The 19,992-nt window shown below is 57.0% G+C and carries 21 protein-coding genes; 8 read left to right on the top strand and 13 right to left on the bottom strand.

What is annotated here, in order from left to right; all coding sequences use genetic code 11:
• Positions 1–86 precede the first annotated feature (86 nt).
• Positions 87–797, top strand: a complete 711-nt coding sequence (trmD, locus tag ACO6TI_RS04700) for a tRNA (guanosine(37)-N1)-methyltransferase TrmD (protein WP_422384448.1) — start codon at positions 87–89, stop codon at positions 795–797.
• On the opposite strand, the gene ACO6TI_RS04695 is transcribed toward trmD, so the two are convergent.
• Complete coding sequence (locus ACO6TI_RS04695) at positions 794–1,945, bottom strand: LuxR C-terminal-related transcriptional regulator (protein ID WP_422384447.1); 1,152 nt, start codon at positions 1,943–1,945, stop codon at positions 794–796. The genes trmD and ACO6TI_RS04695 overlap by 4 nt on opposite strands.
• Positions 1,946–2,511: 566 nt before the next feature.
• On the opposite strand from ACO6TI_RS04695, the gene rplS reads away from it, so the two are divergent.
• The 4 genes from rplS (at position 2,512) to ACO6TI_RS04675 (ending at position 7,028) form a co-directional block, all read left to right on the top strand.
• Positions 2,512–2,982, top strand: coding sequence for a 50S ribosomal protein L19 (gene rplS, locus ACO6TI_RS04690; RefSeq protein WP_104703197.1), 471 nt, complete (start codon positions 2,512–2,514; stop codon positions 2,980–2,982).
• Between the two features lie 246 nt (positions 2,983–3,228).
• The gene (leuC, locus tag ACO6TI_RS04685) at positions 3,229–4,641 is read left to right on the top strand and encodes a 3-isopropylmalate dehydratase large subunit (protein WP_422384446.1); all 1,413 of its coding nucleotides are present in this window, start codon (positions 3,229–3,231) and stop codon (positions 4,639–4,641) included.
• Between the two features lie 301 nt (positions 4,642–4,942).
• Positions 4,943–5,500: an HNH endonuclease gene (locus ACO6TI_RS04680; RefSeq protein ID WP_029060721.1), complete on the top strand. Its 558-nt coding sequence runs from the start codon at positions 4,943–4,945 to the stop codon at positions 5,498–5,500.
• Between the two features lie 166 nt (positions 5,501–5,666).
• Positions 5,667–7,028: a TadE/TadG family type IV pilus assembly protein gene (locus ACO6TI_RS04675; protein WP_082442512.1), complete on the top strand. Its 1,362-nt coding sequence runs from the start codon at positions 5,667–5,669 to the stop codon at positions 7,026–7,028.
• Positions 7,029–7,092: 64 nt separating this feature from the next.
• On the opposite strand, the gene acs is transcribed toward ACO6TI_RS04675, so the two are convergent.
• The 12 genes from acs to ACO6TI_RS04615 form a co-directional block, all read right to left on the bottom strand.
• Entirely contained in the window at positions 7,093–9,030 is a 1,938-nt protein-coding gene (gene acs, locus ACO6TI_RS04670; RefSeq protein WP_108875717.1) for an acetate--CoA ligase, read from the bottom strand.
• 201 nt (positions 9,031–9,231) lie between these two features.
• Positions 9,232–9,633 (bottom strand): DUF1761 domain-containing protein, encoded by a 402-nt coding sequence (locus ACO6TI_RS04665; protein WP_055115230.1) that lies wholly within the window; start codon positions 9,631–9,633, stop codon positions 9,232–9,234.
• An 81-nt stretch (positions 9,634–9,714) separates the two neighbouring features.
• Positions 9,715–10,347, bottom strand: coding sequence for an urease accessory protein UreG (ureG, locus tag ACO6TI_RS04660; protein WP_108875716.1), 633 nt, complete (start codon positions 10,345–10,347; stop codon positions 9,715–9,717).
• Positions 10,344–11,129 carry an urease accessory protein UreF gene (locus ACO6TI_RS04655; protein WP_422384445.1) on the bottom strand — a complete coding sequence of 262 codons (786 nt, stop codon included), beginning with the start codon at positions 11,127–11,129 and terminating at the stop codon, positions 10,344–10,346. Before ACO6TI_RS04655 ends, ureG begins: the two co-directional genes overlap by 4 nt.
• Entirely contained in the window at positions 11,050–11,556 is a 507-nt protein-coding gene (locus ACO6TI_RS04650; RefSeq protein WP_055115224.1) for an urease accessory protein UreE, read from the bottom strand. The genes ACO6TI_RS04655 and ACO6TI_RS04650 overlap by 80 nt, the downstream gene beginning before the upstream one ends.
• A complete protein-coding gene (locus ACO6TI_RS04645) occupies positions 11,553–12,158 on the bottom strand; it encodes a glutathione S-transferase family protein (protein WP_196916850.1) in 606 nt (201 codons plus the stop codon). The genes ACO6TI_RS04650 and ACO6TI_RS04645 overlap by 4 nt, the downstream gene beginning before the upstream one ends.
• A 131-nt stretch (positions 12,159–12,289) precedes the next feature.
• Positions 12,290–14,002: an urease subunit alpha gene (ureC, locus tag ACO6TI_RS04640; protein WP_422384444.1), complete on the bottom strand. Its 1,713-nt coding sequence runs from the start codon at positions 14,000–14,002 to the stop codon at positions 12,290–12,292.
• Between the two features lie 18 nt (positions 14,003–14,020).
• The gene (locus ACO6TI_RS04635) at positions 14,021–14,434 is read right to left on the bottom strand and encodes a lysozyme inhibitor LprI family protein (RefSeq protein WP_055115218.1); all 414 of its coding nucleotides are present in this window, start codon (positions 14,432–14,434) and stop codon (positions 14,021–14,023) included.
• Positions 14,434–14,859 (bottom strand): lysozyme inhibitor LprI family protein, encoded by a 426-nt coding sequence (locus tag ACO6TI_RS04630; protein WP_082442511.1) that lies wholly within the window; start codon positions 14,857–14,859, stop codon positions 14,434–14,436. The genes ACO6TI_RS04635 and ACO6TI_RS04630 overlap by 1 nt, the downstream gene beginning before the upstream one ends.
• Positions 14,859–15,164: an urease subunit beta gene (locus ACO6TI_RS04625; protein ID WP_055115216.1), complete on the bottom strand. Its 306-nt coding sequence runs from the start codon at positions 15,162–15,164 to the stop codon at positions 14,859–14,861. Before ACO6TI_RS04625 ends, ACO6TI_RS04630 begins: the two co-directional genes overlap by 1 nt.
• Positions 15,165–15,192: 28 nt before the next feature.
• Positions 15,193–15,495, bottom strand: a complete 303-nt coding sequence (locus tag ACO6TI_RS04620) for an urease subunit gamma (protein ID WP_055115215.1) — start codon at positions 15,493–15,495, stop codon at positions 15,193–15,195.
• 16 nt (positions 15,496–15,511) lie between these two features.
• Positions 15,512–16,366, bottom strand: coding sequence for an urease accessory protein UreD (locus ACO6TI_RS04615; RefSeq protein ID WP_422384443.1), 855 nt, complete (start codon positions 16,364–16,366; stop codon positions 15,512–15,514).
• A gap of 371 nt (positions 16,367–16,737) precedes the next feature.
• Here ACO6TI_RS04615 and ACO6TI_RS04610 point away from each other — a divergent pair, with 371 nt between their 5' ends.
• The 3 genes from ACO6TI_RS04610 (at position 16,738) to ACO6TI_RS04600 (ending at position 19,969) form a co-directional block, all read left to right on the top strand.
• Positions 16,738–18,129, top strand: a complete 1,392-nt coding sequence (locus ACO6TI_RS04610) for a D-alanyl-D-alanine carboxypeptidase family protein (RefSeq protein WP_209003630.1) — start codon at positions 16,738–16,740, stop codon at positions 18,127–18,129.
• Between the two features lie 193 nt (positions 18,130–18,322).
• Complete coding sequence (locus ACO6TI_RS04605) at positions 18,323–18,607, top strand: hypothetical protein (protein WP_422384442.1); 285 nt, start codon at positions 18,323–18,325, stop codon at positions 18,605–18,607.
• A 144-nt stretch (positions 18,608–18,751) separates the two neighbouring features.
• On the top strand, positions 18,752–19,969 hold the full coding sequence (locus tag ACO6TI_RS04600; RefSeq protein ID WP_422384441.1) for a CobW family GTP-binding protein: 1,218 nt from the start codon (positions 18,752–18,754) through the stop codon (positions 19,967–19,969).
• The last annotated feature ends 23 nt before the right edge of the window (positions 19,970–19,992 follow it).

Raw genomic sequence — 19,992 nt, 5'->3', positions numbered from 1 at the left:
CCGGTGGGCCTTAATCAGATCTTTCCGTGCCGTTATTGTCCGGTGGACAGGCGGAACTTTCGAATTTCAGGGTTAATGGTCACTTGATGCCCTTTAAAGCCACGATCCTCTCGCTCTATCCGGACATGTTTCCAGGACCGCTTGGCCACAGCTTGTCGGGGCGGGCGCTCGCCAGGGCGCTTTGGGCTCTCGAGACGGTCCAGATCCGGGATTTTGCCACGGACAAGCATCGAAGCGTTGACGACACGCCTGCCGGTGGCGGCGCCGGGATGGTGTTGCGGGCAGACATACTCGCAATGGCAGTCGATGCAGCGGCGCCTGCCGGTGATCCGCGTCCTCGGCTTTTGATGAGCCCTCGCGGTCGCCCATTCACGCAGGAACGGGCACATGAGCTTGCGTCCGGTCCGGGCGCCATTATTGTCTGCGGCAGGTTTGAGGGTGTTGACCAGCGGGTCATCGATTCCCGGGAACTTGAGGAGGTTTCCGTCGGCGACTATATCCTGTCCGGTGGCGAGGTCGCGGCGATCACGATGCTGGACGCCATCGTCAGGCTTATCCCGGGCGTCATGGGCAATATCGAAAGTGCGGATACGGAGAGTTTCGAGACCGGATTGCTGGAACATCCGCATTACACCCGTCCGGCCGCCTTCGAGAACATGCCGATTCCGGATGTTCTGACATCCGGTAACCACCAGAAAATTCACGAATGGCGGATGGCAGAGGCCGAGCGCCTGACCCGTGAACGGCGTCCGGATCTCTGGGAATCCTATATGGCGGACGAAGACGACGTGGACTAGGTCCTGTCCGAAGCCTGGTCTCCCAGTTTTGCAAGGAGCTGCGTGCCGCGCCGGACGATATCGGCCTGTGAATGGGCACCGGTTTTCGACGTCGCGCTCGCCAGATGATTTCTTGCCGTATTATACGAAATCTGCAAGTTTTCCGCTGCCTGTTTCAGCGAGACACCAAGGATCAGCTGTTGAACCAGCAGCGCTTCGCGATCGGTCAAACCGAATGCAGTCGAGAGTATTTTTACAGATGATTTGGGGACATCGTCCGGATCGAACACCGTGACGAGCAGCGGAAGCCTTGGCGCCAGAAAAGGTGCAAGCCCCGGGTGAAGCTGGTCTTTGTGCTGGATAGGCAAGACGAAAAAGAAGGGACCTGGGTGCCCGTTGTCCATCAGGGGTATTGGCCCGACTGGCAGGGATAATCCTGACGCTTTTGCGAGAGCCGCCTGAAGAGCGGATTGTATTTGAGGCCTGCGCGCGCCCAGACGGACAGTCCGGTCGATAAACAACGCTTTGCCGGTTGTCAGCACTTTGTCGGCCTGTCGGTTGAAATCCAGAATTCTGCCGTCGGGTTCAACAACCAGAGCGGCCGTCGGAATCTGATCCAGCCAGAATTGCGGGTTGGCGGGTTCAGCGTCCCGTTTTGCAAGTTCCAAGAGCAGCCCGAAGGCATTTTGCAGATGCGGCCTGAGAAAGCCGAAAAGACTTCGGACATGTTCCTCTTCTTTCCGGCCCATTCTTCTGGGCAGGTTGGCGGCCACGAACGCGGAATCCTCGCCTTCGCGATGCAGTATCACGCCAAAGGCACGATTGATTTCGCCGTGATCCTTCAGGAATTCATCGTAAAAATCGGTGTTCTCGACATCGGCGGTGGAAATGAAATCCCCCGTGAAAACCACATCCGAAGGATTGCATTGCAACGCAATTGGTGGAAACGGATTTGGCGAGACGGCATGGTTTAGCCGGAACTCGGCGTCTTCGCCGTGATTGAACATGGCGCAGTCGTAAACCTTGTTCCGGTAGACGCATTGGGCCTGATAAGAAATTGGCAGATCCGGATAAGCGGTTGCAAGATCCGAAAGCACACCAGTAAGCCCCTCGTCGAGCAAAGCAGCCGAGTAGATTTTGTGCAGTAAACTGGAGTGATCGTTTACCAAGTGACGAATCCTGTTGCTTGCAACTTGAGATTTAACCGATATCAATTAACGTTATTTTATAGATATCGTAAATGCCATCGTGACAATTTTTTTCAAATGTGCTATAAGAATGTTATTGCAACCAAAATTGTTTTGTCAGTTGTGAAGAACTGGTGAAATGGGGAAAGAATTACTTTAGGCAATGCTAGGCATCAGCAGCGGCACTTGTGCCGCTGCTTTTGTTGTTATAGGCCGCCTCGTATTTGTCTGTAGAAATGGCGCTCTCATAGCCACGTCGGCGTAAAGCTCTTGAATTTATTCTCCGAAATTCGATGCGAAGCTTGCAAGACGGTATTTTCAGACGAACAAAAACAACATGACAAACTCCGGATTTTGCTATATACGCCCGCGAAAGCTGGGTGATGGTGCGTTCAATTTCTGTTGAACGACCTGCAGGGCGGAACCGGTTTCGGTTCAATCCCGTTAATCCCGGTTGATATGCAACATGGCCCAAAGCTGGTGAACACGTTTCCGGCCTTAACCGGAAAACGCTCTGACCGCTTTGTAATTGAAAAGGGAAATATGCCATGAACATAATCGAGCAGCTCAATGCTGAGGAAATGGCGAAGATCGAAGCTCAACGCAAGCTTCCCGAATTTTCACCAGGTGACACGGTTCGCGTTAACGTAAAGGTCACCGAAGGTAGCCGTACCCGTACACAGGCTTATGAAGGTGTCTGCATTGCCCGTTCCGGCGGCGGCATCAACGAGAGCTTCACGGTTCGCAAGATCTCTTATGGCGAAGGCGTTGAACGTGTCTTCCCGATCTACTCCCCGATGCTCGAGGGTGTTGAAGTTGTCCGCCGCGGCAAGGTTCGCCGCGCGAAACTCTACTACCTGCGTGATCGCCGCGGTAAGTCCGCCCGGATTACCGAAAACACCAATGTTCGCTCCAAGCGCCTCAACGAGGAAGCGCGCGCGGAAGCTGCCGCTGTCAAGGTTGCCAAGGCGGAAGCCAAGAAGGCCCAGCAGGAAGCTGCAGAGAGCGCTGCTGAATAAGCCGAGTTGGCGAATACGATTGAAAGGCGGTCCCTGCGACCGCCTTTTTTGTATGAAATCATGGCAATCAATCTCAGTTGAATTCAGCTCAACCCGCCAGAACTTGACCTTGAGGCGTGGCTGCGCCATTCACTAGCCAGAATTTTGCAACAATCCTTGCTGCACCTGTCAGCGAAGGAAGACGATGCCGGAAGCAGGTGCCGGGACGCAGGCGCAACTGGAACCGGCGTGAATGAGGAGAGACCCATGGCGAAGGCTCGCACGCTTTACGACAAGATCTGGGACGACCACGTGGTCGACATGCAGCCGGACGGAACCGGCCTGCTCTACATAGACCGTCACCTGGTGCATGAAGTCACCAGCCCGCAGGCCTTCGAAGGACTGCGGATGCATGGCCGCAAGGTGCGCAGCCCGCTGAAGACCCTGGCCGTCGTCGACCATAACGTTCCGACAACCGACCGGCGCGACGGGATCGACGATCCGGAGTCTGCATTGCAGGTGGATACTCTTGCCAAGAACGCAGCCGAATTCGGAGTTGAATACTATTCCGAACTGGATATGCGCCAGGGTGTCGTTCATATCGTCGGTCCGGAACAGGGCTTTACGCTGCCGGGAATGACCATTGTCTGCGGCGACAGCCACACGTCCACGCACGGTGCGTTCGGGTCACTTGCACACGGCATCGGAACGTCCGAGGTCGAGCATGTCCTTGCGACCCAGACCCTGATCCAGAAAAAAGCCAAGAACATGCTGGTCAAGGTCAATGGTGATGTCCCGGAAGGTGTCACCGCAAAGGACATCGTTCTGGCAATCATCGGCAAGATCGGCACCGCAGGCGGGACGGGCTACGTCATTGAATATTCGGGTGATGCGATCCGGTCGCTGTCCATGGAAGGACGGATGACCGTCTGTAACATGTCGATCGAAGCCGGCGCACGCGCCGGACTCATCGCTCCGGACGAGATCACCTTTGAATACGTCAAGGGCCGTCCGAAGGCTCCAAAGGGCGAAGCCTGGGATATGGCGATGGCCTACTGGCACACGCTGCATTCGGACGCGGATGCCTATTTCGACAAGATTGTCGAGCTGGACGCCGCAAACCTGCCGCCGATCGTTTCCTGGGGCTCCTCTCCGGAAGATGTGGTTTCAGTGGAAGGGGTTGTGCCGGATCCAGAGCAGATCGAGGATGAAAACCGACGCGACTCCAAGAAGCGCGCGCTGGACTACATGGGTCTTGAGCCGGGCACAAAAATCACCGACATCAAGATCGATCGTGCATTCATCGGTTCGTGCACCAACGGTCGAATCGAAGACCTGCGTGCGGCCGCGGCTGTCATCGGGAACCACAAGGTGGCGGCGCATGTCGATGCCATGGTTGTTCCGGGCTCAGGTCTCGTGAAGGAACAGGCTGAGGAAGAAGGCCTTGATGTGATCTTCAAGGAAGCCGGATTTGACTGGCGTGAACCTGGATGCTCCATGTGCCTGGCAATGAATGCCGACAAGCTTAAGCCTGGTGAGCGCTGCGCTTCAACTTCGAACCGGAATTTCGAGGGCAGGCAAGGACATAAGGGCCGTACCCACCTTGTTTCGCCGGCTATGGCTGCCGCAGCGGCGATCGCCGGTCATTTCGTTGATATTCGCAACTGGACGGTGAATTGATTCGTATCCACGCCAATCAATAATTCCGGCAATTCAAAGGGCGTCTTCGGGCGCCCTTTTTCGTGGAGCACGTAAATTTGTCGACATAACGCAGGTGCAATTGATATCAGGCAACTGATTCATAGATTTAAGAAAAATCCTTTGCCAGAAAAAGCCTTTCAACAACCTCAATCAGAAATGACTTTGACGGGCTTCACAAGACTGTCACCTCGGCACTACAATACTCCTGTCACAAAAGGACATGTTCCGCTGTCCGATTGACCGGGCGCAGGACATTCCGAGCAGGTGTGAGGAGCGGAAGGTGACAATAGCGGTTTCGTCTGGAGCCCATCCGGCGTTGGTGCTCAATGCGGACTACCGGCCTTTGAGTTACTATCCATTGTCTTTGTGGTCGTGGCAGGACACCATAAAGGCGGTGTTCCTGGATCGGGTCAACATAGTTGCAGAGTATGATGCGGCGGTCCGAAGTCCGAGCTTCGAATTCCGATTGCCTAGCGTTGTCTCGCTCAAGACTTTTGTGAAACCAAGCCGTTACCCCGCATTTACCCGCTTCAACGTCTTTCTCCGCGATAAATTTCAGTGCCAGTATTGCAGCTCCAAATACGAACTGACCTTCGATCACCTCATTCCCCGTTCAAAAGGTGGCCTGACGACCTGGGAGAATGTGATCACCGCCTGCTCACCCTGTAACCTGCGCAAATCCAACAAGTCCTGCGAACAGTTGAACATGTGGCCGATGCACATGCCCTTTCGGCCGACAATCCAGGATCTGCACAACAACGGCAGGGGTTTTCCGCCAAATTACCTGCACGAGAGCTGGATGGATTTCCTGTATTGGGATACAGAACTCGAACCGTAGAGCGCATCGTGTTCGGTTGACCGGAAAGCAAATCTGCCTTGTCCGTGCATTCACATTGTCTTTTTATTCAGTTGCGTTAAGACTTATTTTACCCGTTTTAAAGGGTTCATTTAAGAATTTAGGTACTTTTCTGTAATAACTGTCTCATGAGAGCTGTGAGGCAGTCATGTTAAAGCAACCTATTCTTTCTATCCGGAACCTGGCCGTTCGTTTGCGCAGCGAACGGGAGGGAGCGATTATCCCGATCTTCGGGATCATGTTGGTCATCATCATCGTGATGGCCGGTGCCGCGGTCGACGTATCGCGGGTCGTGAACGCGCGCGAAAAACTTTCCTACGCGCTCGACGCTGCGGCGCTTGCCGCCGCGACGCAATTGTCGACCCAGGCCTTGACCGACGCGGAAATCCAGAAAGTCATCACGGATTCCTTCAAGGGAAATATGTCAGACGCCGATTTCCTCGACGAAGCGATCGATAACCTTTCCTTCGTTGTCGACAGCGAAAACGGTCGGGTTACCGTCACATCGGCGGCGACCATGGACAACATGTTCATCGATTTCGGTGGTTACGGCAAACAAGCCTTCGGGCCGGAAACGTTCACGTTCGGTACCAACTCACAGGTAACCTTTTCCCGGTTCGACATTGAAATGGCAATGGTGGTTGATGTGACCGGTTCCATGGGCTGGGCACTCTCCGATCTCAAAGACGCAGCAGAATCGGTGGTCAATATCCTTATCCCGGACGGTTCGACCGAAAGCAAGGTCAAGATCTCGCTGGTGCCTTACAGTGTCGGTGTCAACATGGACAGCTACGCTTCGGCAGCGACCAATGGGTATAGTACAAGATGTGCTACGGAGCGGACTGGCGGCGAACAGTACACAGATGCAAGCTATACCGTTGAACCGCTCGGGAACGGGTCTGGAACCTACCGGGCCGCGGAGTGCTCCGATTCCGTGCTGCAACCGCTGACGGACGACCGGTCCACGTTAATGACCGCGATAGGCGATCTCGAAACGGACGGCTATACAGCCGGTCATACTGGCATTGGTGTCGGCTGGTACACACTTTCCCCCAACTGGAAAGATCTCTGGCCGACGGAATCAGCGCCAGCCGAATACTCGAATACCGAAGTGTTGAAGTTTGCCCTGATCATGACCGACGGGGCCTTCAATACACGCTACGAGAAAGTAACCTGGACGAAGACTCAATGCCAAAATTACGAGTATAAAGGCGTCAGGTATGACGGAACTTGCCTGGACGGGACGAATGATTACTGGGTCGAGAAACGGAGCTCGGGCTATTCGGGAAAATCCTCACAGCGGGCCCTTTCTCTTTGTAGCGCAATGAAAAACGCCGGTGTCACGATTTATACGGTCTATTTCGGGACTGCGACGACTTCGAGTCAGGCCCGGGTAATGAGAGAGTGCGCCGATCCGGACAAGTACTATGTCGCAACGTCCGCAGACGATCTGATTGCCGCCTTCTCCAACATTGCGAAGAAAATCCAGCAGGTTTACCTGTCGCAATAACGATAGGTGAGGACAAGAGAAAAGCCCGCCGATCGGCGGGCTTTTTTGTTGGGGATTTGTCAGGTCAACCGCGGTTCTGACGATTGTCAATCAGATCGTCGACAACGGCCGGATCGGCCAGTGTCGATGTGTCGCCAAGATTGTCGAAGCTGTCCTCGGCGATCTTGCGCAGAATGCGGCGCATGATCTTGCCTGAACGTGTTTTCGGCAGGCCTGGAGAGAACTGAATCAGGTCTGGAGACGCGATCGGTCCGATTTCCGCGCGCACGTGCCTGACCAGTTCCTTTTTCAATTCGTCCGTCGGTTCCTCGCCTTCCATCAGCGTGACATAGGCGTAGATGCCCTGCCCCTTGATATCGTGCGGATAGCCGACAACGGCAGCCTCGGAAACTTTCGAATGTGCGACAAGCGCGCTTTCGACTTCCGCTGTGCCCATGCGATGACCGGAAACGTTGATGACATCGTCGACCCGCCCGGTGATCCAGTAGTAACCGTCGTCGTCGCGCCGACAGCCGTCGCCGGTGAAGTAAAGCCCCTTGTAAGTGGCAAAATAGGTCTGGACGAAGCGTTCATGGTCGCCATAGACCGTCCGCATCTGACCTGGCCAGCTATCCTTGATGACAAGGTTGCCTTCCGTCGCACCTTCCTGGAACTTGCCTTCCGCATCGACGATGGCAGGCTGAACCCCGAAGAAAGGCCTTGTTGCAGAACCTGGCTTCAGCGCCGTCGCACCTGGAAGCGGCGTGATGAGGATGCCGCCGGTCTCCGTCTGCCACCAGGTATCGACGATCGGGCAACGGCCTTCGCCAACGACATTATGGTACCAGGTCCAGGCTTCAGGGTTGATCGGCTCGCCAACGGATCCAAGCAGGCGCAATGATTTGCGCGAGGTCTTGGTGACATGGTCGTCGCCCGCACCCATCAGCGCACGGATTGCTGTCGGAGCCGTGTAGAAGATATTGACGTTGTGCTTGTCGCAGACTTCCCAGAACCGGCCCGGTCCCGGATAGGTCGGGACGCCTTCAAACATCAGCGTGGTCGCCCCGTTGGCCAGCGGACCGTAGACAATGTAGCTGTGTCCGGTCACCCAGCCCACATCCGCGGTACACCAGTAGACATCACCTTCATGATAGTCGAAGACGTATTCATGGGTCATGGAGGCGTAAACAAGGTAGCCGCCGGTCGTGTGCAGTACACCTTTCGGCTGGCCTGTCGACCCGGACGTGTAAAGGATGAACAGCGGATCTTCCGCGTTCATTTCCACCGGTTCGCACTGGTCGGATACACGTGCCGCCTCTTCATGGTACCAGACATCACGTCCGTCCTGCATGGAGATGTCGCCGCCCGTACGCCTGACCACGATCACGGACTTGACGGGAGCCTTCTCGGCCGCCCTGTCGACATTGGCTTTCAACGGCACCTTGCGCCCACCGCGAAGCCCTTCGTCAGCGGTGACGATACAGTCCGATTTGCAGCCGTCGATGCGCTGGGCGAGACTGTCCGGTGAAAAGCCGCCGAAAACAATGGAATGAACAGCGCCGATGCGGGCGCAGGCTAGCATCGCGTAAGCCGCCTCCGGGATCATCGGCATGTAGATGGTGACGCGATCGCCCTTCTTCACGCCCTGCCCGTGCAGGACGTTGGCAAACCTGTTCACTTCCCGGGAGAGTTCGTTGTACGTGATGACCTTGTGCTCGCCCGGATCATCACCTTCCCAGATGATCGCCGGTTGATCACCGCGCTTTTCCAGATGCCGGTCGACACAATTGGCCGCGACATTGAGCGTTCCATCCTCGAACCATTTGATCGAGACGTTGTGATAGTCATACGAGGTGTTCTTGACCTTCGAGTAAGGCTTGATCCAGTCGACCCGTTTGCCGTGCTCACCCCAGAAGCCGTCAGGATCTTCCACGGAGCGCTCATACATCTCCAGATACTTGGCATTGTCGACATGCGCCCGTGCGGCTACCTCCGCAGGAACGGGAAAAACAGAGTCAGACATTATTGAGAACCTCCCGAAACCGAAATTGGCCGGCTTTGGATCTATTCCCCCCAGAAGCCGACTTTATTTTCCGGGTGCCATTATGCGTATGGCCCCCTTGGGCGTCCAGAACCAAACTTTAGTCCTTTAGTCGCCGAGTCCTTGGTCTAATGCGTTCAAATACGTAGTGAATTACGACAGGCACCGTCGGCGGCAAGGCCTTCAGGATCCGAACCAACCTATTACAATGCCCTGCACCAGAATGACACCCAGCCAGTGCCCGCCATCGATAAAAGTCAGGCTCCACGGCTTTCCCTGGAACCGATGGTTGATGATTTGCGTTGTCATGATGATGCCAACCCAGATCATCAGTGCGGAAATAATCCCGGCGCGGATTGTTGTTTCACCCGTGTGGTAGACGATTCCCGCAAAGACGAATGCCATCACGATCTGACAGACAAATGTAAGCCCGAGTGTCACGGGATCCGGTTTCGTCTGCTCTTCCGTCAGGCTGGCCGCCTTCATCCAGGCCTTGCCAAGCACGCCGTACCAGACCGACCCGAAGATGAAGGATGCGATGGCCGCTGCAGCCACGGCAATCAGGTTCACGCCGTCAAACATCATGGGTCCGCCCTCCGTACTTTTCCGAGGGCAGGTTGGTCGTAAACGCCAAAAAGATCAAGCAAAGCGTTGTTCCGGAACGGACTAGTTTCTGCCTGTCCGGGCCTCCAGGCCGCCTCTTTCAACAACAAAACTGACCACCGGGGCGAGTCCGTCACCGGCCTTCATGTTTGCAAAGACAAATGGCCTGCTCTTGCGCATCCTTGATGCATCCCTGTCCATGACGTCGAGATCCGCTCCGACATGGGGTGCAAGGTCGGTCTTGTTGATGACAAGAAGATCCGACCTGGTAATGCCCGGGCCACCCTTTCGCGGGATTTCCTCGCCTGCCGCCACGTCGATGACGTAGATCGTCAGATCGGCGAGTTCCGGGGAGAAGGTAGCTGCGAGATTATCGCCGCCGGATTCGATCAGAACCAGATCAAGGTCCGGTATCGCCCTGGTCAGATCATCAATTGCGGCGAGGTTGATCGATGCGTCCTCGCGGATGGCGGTGTGTGGGCATCCCCCGGTTTCGACACCGCGAATCCGGTCGCTTGTGAGAGCCTGGGAGCGCATCAGGGCTTCGGCATCCTCTCGTGTGTAGATGTCGTTGGTAATGACGGCGAGCGAATAGTCATCGCGCATTGCCTTGCAAAGGCGATCAGTCAGGGTGGTTTTGCCGGAGCCGACCGGGCCACCAATGCCGACGCGCAGGGGACCGTTTTGAAAACTCATGAGCGGAACAACCTCGAATACTGGATTTCATGTGCCATGGAGGCGATGTCTGCGAGAAAGGCGGAACTGCCGAGATCGTCCAGTCCCGAACGGAGTGCGGTCTCGGAAACTTCAAAAACAACCGGCTCCAGACCGGCGATCGTTCTTTGTCCGTCATTCTGCCCGATGGGAACTGCGCGGATGGCCGCGGAAACGATATTGGCGACAAAAGCCTGAAGAAAGGACGTCGCTGCCGCCTTGACCGGGATGGCGTGCGCTGCACAGACGAGACCGAACGCGACGGGATAGGGCCAGGGATCATGGTCGGCGGCGACCAGATCCCGAAACAGTTTTCCAGCCGTTGTACCGGCGTCCGGAGGCCAGCTTTTCGCAACCGTCTGCATGAAGGCCGTGCCTTGCGCGCTGGTTTCCAGATGCCTTTCACGGGAGGGTTGGAGGGCAAGTCCAAGTTCCCGCAATTCAATCACCGACGACGCATCCCCCTCCTGTCCGGCCAGGAGCGTTTCCTTCAGGAGGATCGCATCGTTCCGTCCAGCGCCATATCGCAAGATACCGGAGAGCCAGTCTTCGAGCTCTGCGGCGTCCTTCACCCCGCCCTGTTCGATCACCTGTTCCAGTCCGTGGCTGTAACTGAACGCCCCGACGGGAAAGGCCGGAGAAAGGAAGGTCATCAGACGGTAGAGCGCTGCGGGTGAAACGATGTCATTCATGGGCGGATGTTTGCCCGCCGTGGTGATGGTGCCCGTGACCGTGCCCATGAACGTGACCTTCGGTGCGGCCATGACCATAGGCGCCCCCTTCCGGGTCGAATGCGGCGCTTACAGGTGTCAGCCGTCCTCCGAGCCTGGACACCATTTCCTCAATGACGTGGTCTCGTCGGATCCGCAGCGTTTCGCCAAGCAACTGGGTCGGCAGGTGCCGGTTGCCGAGATGCCACGCGATCCTCACGAGATGGGCAATATCCCCGGCTTCGATTTCGACAAGGTCTTCCGGCTCGGCCAGTACTTCGACTATCCGTCCGTCCTCCAGTTCGAGGCCGTCACCGTGGTGAAGGTGAACCGCGCTGGGCTGGTCGAGCAGGAACGTGAGGCCGCCCGCACCCGTCAGAACCGCCCGCCGGCGGTATCTGTCATCCAGGTCGAGGGTGACCCGGTCCACAGGGTCACCTTGCCAGTCCCGGGTGCGATGAATAGCCAGAACCCGGATCATTGTGCCGCTTCAACCTTTGCCATCATTGACTTGAAGGCCGGGCGCTCCCTGAGGCGCTTCAGGTATTCGTAAACCGGTCCTTCCTTCGGCAGGTCGAATTTGGCGAAAACCGCCCAACCGGAACAATGACCGATTATGATGTCCGCGATCGTGAATGTCTCGCCCATCACGTAAGGACCAGCGCCAAGCCGCTGCTCGAGGACTTCCAGACCGCGCTGGAATTCCATCCTGCAGACATCCTTGACTGCAGGGACACGGATTTCCTCCGGCAGGATGAACGTGTTTTTTGCGGCCGTCCAAAGGGCTCCTTCCAGAACATCCACTCCGAACTGGGTGAAGCTATCCTGGCGCGCACGCTCAAGGGTTCCGGCAGGAAAGGTAAATTGGCCGTGCTTGTCGGCAAGGTAGGTGCAGATCGCGACGGATTCGGTGATGGCGCTGTCGCCGTCGACCAGTATCGGCACCTTGCCACTCGGGTTGAGTGCCCGGGCGGCATCGGATTGCGGCATTGCCGGATCCACCTCGTAGGCTTCGCCCAACTCCTCCAGCAACCACATGACACGCATCGCGCGCGTGCGCGGAAATCCGACGATCTTGTACATTCCTTTGCATCTCCCATTTTCGATCCGGCCCCCTGGTTTCACCAAGGTGTTTTGGGTCTAATCCTGTTTTCTTCAGCTTAAGTGCATTTCAGGCCAATCCTGATTTTGGCTCCTTCAGCAGCGCATCGGGTTCAAAACAGGAAATAGCGCTGTGCCATCGGCAGGACATCTGCAGGTTCACAGGTTAGCAATTCGCCGTTGGCCCGGACTTCGTAGGTTTCGGGATGAACGTCGATATCGGGCGTCGCATCGTTGAGGACCATGGACTTCTTGCTGATACCGCCGCGCACGTTCTTGACGGGCAGGACGAGGCTGTCCAGACCGGCCTTTTCCGCAACGCCCGTGTCGTAGGCCGCCTGGGAAACGAATGTCACGCGACTTTCGGTCATTGCCTTGCCGAAAGCGCCGAACATAGGCCGGTAGTGCACCGGTTGCGGTGTCGGAATGGATGCGTTCGGATCACCCATGGGAGCGGCTGCGATCGTACCCAGTTTCAGAACCATGTCCGGCTTGACACCGAAGAATTTCGGATCCCAGAGCACCAGGTCCGCGAGCTTGCCGATCTCGACCGATCCGACATGCTGGTCAAGACCATGTGCGATCGCGGGATTGATGGTCATCTTGGCCATGTAGCGCCTGACGCGGAAATTGTCATTTTCGCCGGCCTCTTCCGGCAGACGGCCCCGTTGAACCTTCATTTTGTGCGCGGTCTGCAGGGTTCGGATAATCACCTCTCCGACACGGCCCATGGCCTGGCTGTCCGAAGCAATGATCGAAAAGGCACCCATGTCGTGGAGAATGTCCTCGGCCGCGATCGTTTCCTTGCGGATACGGCTCTCGGCAAAGGCAACGTCTTCAGGGATCGAACTGTCCAGATGGTGACAGACCATCAGCATGTCGAGATGTTCTTCAAGCGTGTTGACCGTGTAGGGCCGGGTCGGGTTGGTCGATGACGGCAGAACATTCATCTCGCCGCAGACCTTGATGATATCCGGAGCGTGGCCACCGCCGGCGCCCTCGGTGTGGAAGGCATGGATCGTGCGGTTCCTGAAGGCCGCGGTGGTGTTTTCAACAAAGCCGGACTCGTTCAGTGTGTCGGTGTGGATCATCACCTGGACGTCATATTCGTCCGCGACCGAAAGACAGGTATCAATGGCAGCCGGTGTCGTGCCCCAGTCCTCGTGCAGCTTCAAGGCGGCGGCACCGGCCATGATCTGTTCTTCAAGTGCCGCGGGCAAGGATGCGTTGCCCTTGCCAGCAAAGGCGAGGTTCATCGGAAAACTGTCCGCCGATTGCAGCATCCTGGTGATATGCCAGGGCCCCGGCGTGCAGGTTGTTGCGTTTGTGCCGGTCGCTGGTCCCGTACCGCCCCCCAGCATGGTCGTCACACCTGACATCAGGGCTTCTTCGATCTGCTGCGGGCAGATGAAATGGATGTGAACGTCGAGCGCCCCGGCGGTCAGGATCTTGCCCTCCCCGGCTATGGCTTCCGTCCCGGGCCCGACGACGATGTCGACATCCGGCTGAACATCCGGGTTGCCCGCCTTGCCGATACCGACAATGCGGCCATCCTTCAGCCCGACATCAGCCTTGACGATACCCCAATGGTCCACGATCAGCGCGTTTGTGATCACCGTGTCGACAGCGCCGGCGCTGCGCGGTGCCTGTGACTGGCCCATACCATCACGGATCACCTTGCCACCGCCGAATTTCACTTCCTCGCCATAGTTGGTGAAATCCTTTTCGACTTCGATGACGAGATCGGTATCGGCAAGACGCAGCCTGTCACCGGTTGTCGGTCCGTACATGTCCGCATACGCGGCGCGCGGCATCCTGTAAGCCATGTTTGCTCCTGTCGGCGATCAGTTGCCGTAGTCTTCGAGAGTTGCTGCCAAATCGTCGGCGCGATGCATGGTCATGACAATCATGCAGTTTCGATATAGATCGTTGCCGCGCGTTCCGGCCTTGAAGGGAAAGCTGTACGCCCTGCAGTCCTTTTCCCGAAACGTGAGCCAGGCCGCTTGTGCTTCTTCGAGCGCAGCGGGACTGCCTTTCAGGTGCTCCGGCAATACGTCGTCCATCGCAACAACCTTGGCTTTGAGTGTTTCATAAGCCGCTTCCATGGTTGCGTTGGCGTCCTTCAGGGCTTTTTCCGCACAATATGTGCGTTCGTTATTGTTCAGCGGATACCCGCAATCGACGTTTTCCTGAGCCCGGAGCCCAGAAGCCGCCAGGAAAACCGAGGTCGCAAAAATGGCTGAAATCAGGTAGCGCATCAATTTCCAAGACCCCCGGCAAGTTCGTTGAGTTCGGTCACGCGCGTTCTGGTCAGCTGAGCCCGGCACACGTAAATGAGTTGAGGTTCAAGTGTGCCTCCCCGCGCGAGGAAGCCGTAAGCGGCGCAAGCCTTGTCGCGATAGGGAACCCAGGCGCGCTGGGCGTCCCGCAAGGCCTCGGTGGCACCTTTGAGGCTGTCCGGCAGATAACCGTCCATTTCGCGCATCTTTTCCATGGCGACCTTGTAGACGGTGTTCAGTTCCGCATCTGCCGCTTGCCAATCCCGCTCGGCACAAAGGGTCATTTCCATCTGGCTCACCGGGTTGTCGCAATTGACGGTGTTCTGCGCACTTGCCGGCGAAAAGGGGAGAAACGTAAGGACAAACCCAAGCAAGAGCCTCCGGAACGATATGCATTGGCGCATCAGAGCTTGCCCATGACTTTTTGATTGAACCCGTACACCGTTCGCTCGCCGCGATAAGGAACCAGCGTGACGGATCTGGTTTGGCCGGGTTCGAAGCGGACGGCCGTTCCGGCAGGGATGTCGAGACGCATGCCTCTGGCCAGGTCACGATCGAATGACAGCCCTTCGTTTGTTTCCGCAAAATGGTAGTGGCTGCCGACCTGAACCGGCCGGTCGCCCGTGTTGGAAACGTCCAGCTCGACGGTTTCCAGCCCGGCGTTCAGCTCGATTTCACCATCAGCAGGGAAGACTTCACCTGGTATCATTGCTAACTCCCAAAATAGAGCATGACTATCAGCGGATCGGTTCGTGTACCGTGACGAGTTTCGTACCGTCTGGAAACGTCGCTTCCACCTGTACATCATGGATCATTTCGGCAATGCCTTCCATCACCTGTTCGCGGGACAGGATTTTCGCTCCGGCCGCCATGAGATCGGCAACGGATCGGCCATCCCGAGCACCTTCCACGACGAAGTCCGTAATCAAGGCAATCGCTTCGGGATGATTGAGTTTGACGCCTCGCTCCAGGCGCCGCCGGGCAACCATGGCAGCCATTGAAATGAGCAGCTTGTCCTTCTCGCGCGGAGTCAGGTTCATCGATCAGTTCTCCAGATTAGCAATGCCAGACGCGTGGCAGATCGGCCGAGCGGTAATCGGTCAGGAAGGACACCAGCGTGTTCCGTAAGATGCGGCTGTCATCGGATACAAATCGAACCGTCAGCAAGCCGTTCCAGGCGCTGGCGGCTGCGTGAATTGCGTGATTTCGAGACGCCTCGAGGCAGGACCGAGCGAGCGAAAGCCTGTCTTCAGCGTCTGTTGTGCAGTCCAGGAAGGTTGCGATCGTGCGATCACCCCCTGTGGCTGCCTGACCGCCCAGAAATTTCCCCGGATCGCCATCGAAGCGGATGTCATCTGCAAACACCAGTTTGCCGCCCCGTCTGATCCGCCACCTGTCCCTGAACCAAACATTTTCAACCGTTTCGCGCATGGCTCTCCGCCCCAGCACGAGGGTCTCCAGCAGCAGCAACCTGCCCTCGGGTGCCAGGTCTGCGCTGATCGAACGGGAAAGGCTGGATCTGTCGAACAGGATGGTTTCCTGCGGCAGCCATTCCAGGGTCGCGTCATCGCCAACCTTGAGTGATGTTGTCACTTTTGCGGAGCCGGAATTGCTGCGATAGGCGCGTTCCGCGGTCTGGCTGGTCACAATCGCGTGTGTGGCGTCATCCACTGCAACGTCATAGGTCAAGGCATCACCGCCGGTGAGGCCACCGGCCGTGTTGATCAAAACGGCCGTGTCTGCGCCGTCGTAAACCTTTGGCAGGCGGATCTTGGCGGAACCCTGCTGGTAAAGGTCAGCAAGCCGGGTCCTGCCGCCAGCTCCGGTGAAGCGGATGCGCGCAGAGCCATTGACCCGCTGCAACCTCGTGTCCTGCGGACCCAAATCTGATGCCGTGGCAGCACCATACATACCGTTTCCGTCCCCTTGGCGTTTCGCCGGCAATATGCCATCGGCCAACTGAATTTTCCGAGGGCCGGTCAATTCCTGGCGCTTCCCCCGCTGTGTTTTCAAACTCCTAGCAAAGGCCGGGCCAAAAATCATTGTTCCTGCCGGATACCGGGACCAATGCGGAAAGTGCGCGATTTTGCGCTGATCGGAAAGGACATTCCGATCCGGTTGACTAAAAATAAGGCGCCTGCACAAATCATCATCATTTTTACGGCTTCATGAGGGGGTTGCCCTCGGCGAAATGTTCCGGTTTTTTAGTGGCACAGCAAAAAGGCAAGCAGTCCTTAACCTGTGTGCGTTTTCTTAAGCGGTGTGACCAGCGAGGGATACACGTGTTTTCAAGCACAATCGGCCGCCTGATAATTTCAATGCTTGTGGTGTTCGGCTTTGTCGCCGGCCTCACCAGCCAGCCTGCACGGGCGGATATCGGCGCGTTCATTCTTATCGATGCGAAAACTGGCAAGGTTCTGGAACAGAAGAACGCGACGCGGAAGTGGTACCCTGCCTCCCTGACAAAGATGATGACAGCCTATGTGACGTTCAAGGCGATCCGGGAAGGCCGTGCGACGCTTAATTCTGCGGTTGTCCAGTCGAAAAACTCGTTGTCCGAACCGCCAAGCAAGATGGGTTTCAAGGTCGGTACGCGTTTCACCATCGACACGGCGCTGAAGATTATCCTCATCAAGTCGGCAAACGATGTTGCAGTGGCGCTTGGGGAAGCCATTGCAGGATCTGAATCCGGTTTCATTTCGATGATGAATGCCGAAGCCAGGCGACTGGGAATGAGCAACACACGATTCACCAATCCACATGGATTGCCGGACAATGGACAGATCACCACGGCACGGGATATGGCGATCCTCGCAATGGCCCTTCGGCGCGACTTTCCGGAATCCAGGGACTTTTACAAGTATCCCGGCGTTCGGTTCGGAAAGAAGACGCTGCGTTCGGCGAACAGGGAGTTTCTGCTTCGGGTGCCGGGCGCGAATGGCATGAAGACCGGGTATATCTGCAATTCCGGATACAATGTTGCTGCTTCCGTTACGCGGCGCGGTCGGACGCTGATCGCCGTGATTCTCGGAGCCGGGTCCGGTCTGGAAAGAACGGCCTTTGCACGGCAGCTTTTCGACAAAGGTTTCAAGAAGCGCCGCGGCGGCAAGACGGTGGCCAGCCTGACCGGTTCGTCCGGAAATCCTCCGGCCAACGGATATTGCCGGCGGAACCGGAGCCCGGGAGCAAAGGCCTACATGGCCCGATTCGACATGAAGAACGAGCCTTCCGGGGGCTTCCTGTTTTTCCGGAGCGCGGATGACAAGCAGCTGAAGAAAGTCGATGAAAGCGGATTCACGCTGGCGAACGGAAAGCCGGACTGGGCGAAAATCCTGGACCGGACGCTCGGTCCGCGCAAGATAGCTTACCGTCCGCTGCAGGTCGGGCTCGGAAAACCGACCGGAACTCCAAAGGCATCCGCATCTGCCGGCGGGACACAAATTCCGGCAAGTGATGTTCCGACGCCGGTAGCGAACCCCGTTCGCAGGGCCCAGATGGAAATTCGAGCGAAGATGCAAAAAACGGCGGAAGTCGGCTCTTCCGGCGCGATTTCACAGGCTGCCGTTGCTGTGCAACCGGTGGAACAGAAGGCTCAGGCGGCGGCGCCGGGTTCGATTTTCCGCAAGGGACTGGATTTTACGGTTCCAGTCCCGGCACCCAGTCCGCGCAAGTAGACACTCTGTCAGGAAACTTCCTGCTGAAACCGCGTGGTTGTCGGATCAACGATTAACCGTTTATTTACGCTACTGCTTAACACTGAGGTAAGAATTAGTCCGACAGTGGCGATCGGCTGCGGGATTTTCAGTGGCACCCGTGGGGGTACATTGTTCCTGGAGCGAGCCGACGCAATTCAGATCAAGAGATCACATGATGATTGAACCGAGATCCACTGCCACCATCCGCGCTCTGGCCAGCCTCGCGGAGCTGTCCGCTGATCAGCTTGAGGAAGGTGCCTCGATAGAAGAAGTCATTGCGACGCTTCGCAAGGCAGCTGAAGCAGTCCGTCACGTCATTGATACAGATGAAGCTGACGACGCGGAATTCGAGGACATTGATCTCGTTCAGGATCTCACTCCGATGGACCTTGCCGTTGAGCGTTCGGAAAACAACGAAGAAACCGAAGCCGAAGAACCGGTTCTCAACGCCGGCTAGGTAATAATATTACCCTTTCCCTTTGACGATCCCACGGAAACAATGGTAGCGGTGCGGCCTGAACTGCTTCCAGGCCCTGGAGTGCGTGTCAGCTGGTGCTGACAGCGCATCAAACGGCCGGTGTTTCGATTGGAGACGCGTTTCATGGTTTCCCAGGAGGCCCGCAGGGAGCCTGGCCGAAAAGGGCCGAAGCCCCCTATTCCCCTGTCTGTTCTGACGGGATTTCTCGGATCGGGAAAGACCACGCTCCTGAACCGGATCCTGAAGGATCCGGCCATGGCGGACACGGCCGTCATCATCAATGAATTCGGTGAGATCGGGCTCGATCACCTCTTCGTCGACCAGACCGGGGACGGCATCATCGAGCTTTCATCCGGATGCCTGTGCTGCACGATCCGCGGCGACCTTGTGACCACGCTGGAAAATCTGTTGCGTCATCTGGACAATGGCCGCAAGGACCGGCTCACTAGGGTCCTGATCGAAACCACCGGACTCGCGGATCCCGCGCCGATCCTGCATACGGTGATGCTGCATCCCTATCTGGTCATGCGCTATCGGCTCGACAGCGTGATCACGCTGGTGGATGCGGTCAACGGATTTTCCACGCTCCTGGAACATGAAGAAGCGCGCAAGCAGGCAGCTGTTGCCGACAGGATCGTGTTCACCAAGACGGACCTGCTGCAAACACCGGCTGCACGAGCGGAATTCGAAAAGCTGAAACACCGACTTGGTACGTTGAATCCGGGTGCATTGCGGCTGGATGCGCAATCTGATGAGGTGCAGCCGAGCAAGCTCTTCGATGCCGGCCTCTATGACCCGAACAGCAAAATTCCGGATGTGGCAACCTGGCTGAACGAAGAGGCCTATGCGGCCAACACGCAAGGTCATGCCCCTTCTCATGGTCATCATCATGACGGCCACCATCACGGGCATCACCACGACCACGACCACGACCACGACCATGACGTGAACCGGCATAGCGAGGCGATCCGCGCCTTCACGCTTGCAACCGATCGTCCCGTGTCCACATCGGCCCTCGAAATGTTTCTTGATTTGCTGCGATCGGCACACGGGCCGAAGCTCCTGCGCGTGAAAGGCATCGTGCACTTGGCGGAAGACCCCGACCGGCCGGTGGTCATACACGGTGTGCAGCATGTGTTTCATCCGCCGACGACCCTGGAAGACTGGCCGGATGACGACAGACGTACGCGCATGGTCTTCATCACGAAAGATCTTCCGGAAGGATTTGTCCGCAAGATGTTCGAGGCGTTTTCCGGTGCGTTGCTTCCAGACACGCCCGACGCGAAGTCCATGACGGACAATCCGCTTGCAATTTCCGGATTTACCAGTCCGGTGCGCTAGGCTGTCTGCCCATCGGGCCGGCG

The organism is Roseibium album (genome assembly GCF_965233825.1).
Taxonomy (GTDB): domain Bacteria; phylum Pseudomonadota; class Alphaproteobacteria; order Rhizobiales; family Stappiaceae; genus Roseibium; species Roseibium album.
The sequence above is the reverse complement of the archived record's forward strand: the minus strand, read 5'-3'. Positions and strand labels throughout refer to the sequence as shown.

Bases quoted from the DNA above. Each gene is read 5' to 3' on its own strand.
- ureC (WP_422384444.1), bottom strand. From the start codon at position 14,002: ATGGCTTACAGGATGCCGCGCGCCGCGTATGCGGACATGTACGGACCG.
- ACO6TI_RS04675 (WP_082442512.1), top strand. From the start codon at position 5,667: ATGTTAAAGCAACCTATTCTTTCTATCCGGAACCTGGCCGTTCGTTTG.
- ACO6TI_RS04645 (WP_196916850.1), bottom strand. From the start codon at position 12,158: ATGTACAAGATCGTCGGATTTCCGCGCACGCGCGCGATGCGTGTCATG.
- ACO6TI_RS04630 (WP_082442511.1), bottom strand. From the start codon at position 14,859: ATGCGCCAATGCATATCGTTCCGGAGGCTCTTGCTTGGGTTTGTCCTT.
- ACO6TI_RS04605 (WP_422384442.1), top strand. From the start codon at position 18,323: ATGATGATTGAACCGAGATCCACTGCCACCATCCGCGCTCTGGCCAGC.
- trmD (WP_422384448.1), top strand. From the start codon at position 87: ATGCCCTTTAAAGCCACGATCCTCTCGCTCTATCCGGACATGTTTCCA.
- leuC (WP_422384446.1), top strand. From the start codon at position 3,229: ATGGCGAAGGCTCGCACGCTTTACGACAAGATCTGGGACGACCACGTG.
- rplS (WP_104703197.1), top strand. From the start codon at position 2,512: ATGAACATAATCGAGCAGCTCAATGCTGAGGAAATGGCGAAGATCGAA.
- ACO6TI_RS04620 (WP_055115215.1), bottom strand. From the start codon at position 15,495: ATGAACCTGACTCCGCGCGAGAAGGACAAGCTGCTCATTTCAATGGCT.
- ACO6TI_RS04615 (WP_422384443.1), bottom strand. From the start codon at position 16,366: ATGTATGGTGCTGCCACGGCATCAGATTTGGGTCCGCAGGACACGAGG.
- ACO6TI_RS04600 (WP_422384441.1), top strand. From the start codon at position 18,752: ATGGTTTCCCAGGAGGCCCGCAGGGAGCCTGGCCGAAAAGGGCCGAAG.
- ACO6TI_RS04665 (WP_055115230.1), bottom strand. From the start codon at position 9,633: ATGATGTTTGACGGCGTGAACCTGATTGCCGTGGCTGCAGCGGCCATC.
- ureG (WP_108875716.1), bottom strand. From the start codon at position 10,347: ATGAGTTTTCAAAACGGTCCCCTGCGCGTCGGCATTGGTGGCCCGGTC.
- ACO6TI_RS04650 (WP_055115224.1), bottom strand. From the start codon at position 11,556: ATGATCCGGGTTCTGGCTATTCATCGCACCCGGGACTGGCAAGGTGAC.
- ACO6TI_RS04625 (WP_055115216.1), bottom strand. From the start codon at position 15,164: ATGATACCAGGTGAAGTCTTCCCTGCTGATGGTGAAATCGAGCTGAAC.
- ACO6TI_RS04655 (WP_422384445.1), bottom strand. From the start codon at position 11,129: ATGGCCGCACCGAAGGTCACGTTCATGGGCACGGTCACGGGCACCATC.
- ACO6TI_RS04635 (WP_055115218.1), bottom strand. From the start codon at position 14,434: ATGCGCTACCTGATTTCAGCCATTTTTGCGACCTCGGTTTTCCTGGCG.
- acs (WP_108875717.1), bottom strand. From the start codon at position 9,030: ATGTCTGACTCTGTTTTTCCCGTTCCTGCGGAGGTAGCCGCACGGGCG.